3 protein-coding genes are annotated in these 2884 nt (G+C 64.8%); 1 reads left to right on the plus strand and 2 read right to left on the minus strand.

What is annotated here, in order from left to right:
• Window positions 1-929: ABC-F family ATP-binding cassette domain-containing protein (locus VG320_RS16905; RefSeq protein ID WP_327201236.1), on the plus strand; the 929-nt coding region annotated here is incomplete at its 5' end.
• Between the two features lie 129 nt (window positions 930-1058).
• Here the strand turns inward: VG320_RS16905 and VG320_RS16910 are convergent.
• Together VG320_RS16910 and VG320_RS16915 are read right to left on the minus strand one after the other, a co-directional pair.
• The gene (locus tag VG320_RS16910; RefSeq protein WP_327201237.1) at window positions 1059-1850 is read right to left on the minus strand and encodes an SDR family oxidoreductase; all 792 of its coding nucleotides are present in this window, start codon (window positions 1848-1850) and stop codon (window positions 1059-1061) included.
• A 30-nt stretch (window positions 1851-1880) separates the two neighbouring features.
• Window positions 1881-2884: MFS transporter (locus VG320_RS16915; protein WP_327201238.1), on the minus strand; the 1004-nt coding region annotated here is incomplete at its 5' end.

The raw sequence follows: 2884 nt of genomic DNA on the forward strand, positions 1-2884 counted from the left end.
AGCAGGCCGCTGCGGCCCGCCAGGCGGACAAGATCGCCCACCTGCAGAAGTTCATCGACCGTTTCAAGGCCAAGGCCTCGAAGGCAAAACAGGCGCAGAGCCGGGTCAAGGCACTCGAACGCATGGAGAAGATCGCGCCCGTGCTGGCAGACGCGGAGTTCACCTTCGAGTTCAAGGAGCCCCTCAACGTCCCGAATCCGCTGTTGTCGATGCTGGACGCGAGCTTCGGCTACCCTGCGCCGGGCGACGCAGCGCCGGGCACGCCGCCCACGGTCATCGTGCGCGGCATCAACCGGTCTGTGCTGGCCGGGCAGCGCATCGGCATTCTTGGCGCCAACGGCCAGGGCAAGTCCACGCTGGTGAAGACGGTGGCGCACGCGCTGGCGCCAATTGCCGGCGAAATCAGCGAAGGCAAGGGCCTGAACATCGGCTACTTCGCCCAGCAGGAACTCGACGTGCTGCGCCCGAACGATACGCCGATGGAGCACATGATCCGGCTGGCCAGGGACACGCCGGCGCATATGCGCGCGCCCGGCCAGAGCGGCACGGAACAATCGCTGCGCACCTTCCTCGGCACCTTCAACTTCAGTGGCGACACGGTGCACCAGGCCGTTCACACGATGAGCGGCGGCGAAAAGGCGCGGCTGGTGCTGTGCATGATCGTGTGGCAGCGCCCCAACCTGCTGCTGCTCGACGAGCCGACCAACCACCTGGACCTGGCCACACGCGAAGCGCTGGCCATGGCGCTCAACGAATTCGAAGGCACCGTGATGCTGGTCAGTCACGATCGGGCCCTCCTGCGCGCCGTGTGCGACGAGTTCTGGCTGGTCACCAAGGGCGGTGTCGAACCCTTCGACGGCGATCTGGACGACTACCAGCAGTTCCTGCGCGACGAAGCCCGTCGCATGCGCGAGCAGGCTGCGGAATAGCACGAACAGCGCGAATAGCAGAAGGCCGCGACGCTCGCCGCGGCTCTGGAAGCGCGAGGCGCAGGCGCGTAGCCGTGCCTGAATCTCGCGAACGGTGCGAGCGCCTGGCAACAGGCGCCGCCTGCTCCCTCACAGATACTCCACGTTCCCGTCGACGCTGATCGCCTGCCCGGTAACATTCCGGCCCGCAGGTGACGCCAGAAACAAGGCCATCGCGCTAATGTCGTCGACGGTCACCATGCGTCGCAACGAGATCTTCGTCAGATACTCCTCGCGCATCGCCTCGAAGGAGATACGGAGTGCATCGGCGCGCGCTGCGATCACGCGATCCATCCGCTCGCCCTCCACTACGCCAGGCAATATCGCATTGACGCGAATATCGCTCGGCCCCAGCTCGACGGCCAGCGATTTGACGAGCCCGACGATCGCCCATTTGGTCGAGGCATAGGGCGTTCTGAACGCGTAGCCCAGGCGCCCCGCTACCGAAGAAAGTGCGATGACGCACGCACAGTCCGACGTTTGCTTAAGCACCGGCACGGCGCGATGAAGGAAATAGAACTGACTGTCCAGATTGGTGGAAACGGTGCGCTCCCACTGCTCGGGATCGAGATCTTCGATACTGCCCGTCGGCCCGGCAATGCCGGCGTTGTTGACGAGCACATCCAGACCGCCAAGCCGATTCGCGGCGTCCTCCACCACGCGGTCCACCTGCTCGCGCTTCGACACGTCCGCCACGCTTCCATGCAGCGCGGGACGCCGCGATTTCGCCTGCTCGACGGCCGCGGCGTCCACGTCGCAGATATAGACCTGCGCGTGGGCGTCGAGAAACGCGTGAGCAATCGCCGCGCCAATGCCGGCCGCAGCACCGGAGACTAGAACCCGCAAACCGGGTCTCGGCTTCAAAAGATCCACTGCATTCATCGACTTCCTCACTTGTTCTGGTCACTCAATTCAACGATTCATTCCGGCGGCCTGTACCGATATCGACGGCATACGGGTTTCGTAGCGAATCGCTCTGGCGAGCAGCGGCACCAGCAGAAGACCCGCGACCGACGCCACAATAATCACCGTGAAGCCGGCGTCGCTGCGCCCCGACCCCGTCTCTGCAAGCCCGAACAGATACGGTCCCACGAACCCGCCCAGCAAACCCAGCGTGTTGATAAAAGCCAGCCCCGCCGCGGCCTGAATGCCTTGCAGACGCTTCATCGCGATCGACCAGTACGAAGGCAGCACGCCACCGCCAAAGAACGCCGTGATCGTGAGGCATGCGATGCGCGCCGCCGGGCTGCCCGCGTGCAGGTAAGCGCAGGCGCCCACGATCGTGCCGGCCGTGAGCCAGCCCAGATACGCGCAGTCTTTCGACAGCCGCCGGTGAATGCGCGGCAGCACGAGCACGCCAAGCAGAAAGCCCAGCCCCACGCTGCCGGAAAGCACGCCCACGACAAACGGCGAATTTACGTTCATCTGATGGATGATGGCGGGCGCGAAGAAGTACAGGCCGACGAACGCCACCTGGTTCAGGAAGTAGATGAGGCCGATCAGCACCGTGCTGGGTCGCTTGAGCGCGGCGATCCAGTGAGTCGAGGTCAGCACGTGATGGCCGTGCGCATCGGCGAGCGCGCGCGCCTGCAGGGCGGCGGCCTGTTGCGGCGACAGCCAGCGCGCGTCGGTGGGCCGGTCAGGCAGCTTGAAGTAAAGCAGCACGCCGACGATGATGCTGGGCAGCCCTTCGATCATGAACATCCACTGCCAGCCATGCAGGCCGCCGATACCCCCAAGCTGCATCAGCGCCCCGCCCACAGGACTGCCGATCACCAGCGCAAGCGACGGCGCCGTATAGATCCAGCCGACCACCACCGGGCGATCCTGGGGAGCAAACCACAAGGTCACCATGTACATGAGCGCCGGAAAGAGCCCGGCCTCTGCGATGCCAAGCAGAACGCGCAACATGTAGA

Origin of the sequence: Paraburkholderia sp. (assembly GCF_035948235.1) — a bacterium.
Lineage (GTDB): Bacteria > Pseudomonadota > Gammaproteobacteria > Burkholderiales > Burkholderiaceae > Paraburkholderia.

Coding starts and splice junctions, on each gene's coding strand:
- VG320_RS16910 (WP_327201237.1), bottom strand. CDS start 1,850: ATGAATGCAGTGGATCTTTTGAAGCCGAGACCCGGTTTGCGGGTTCTA.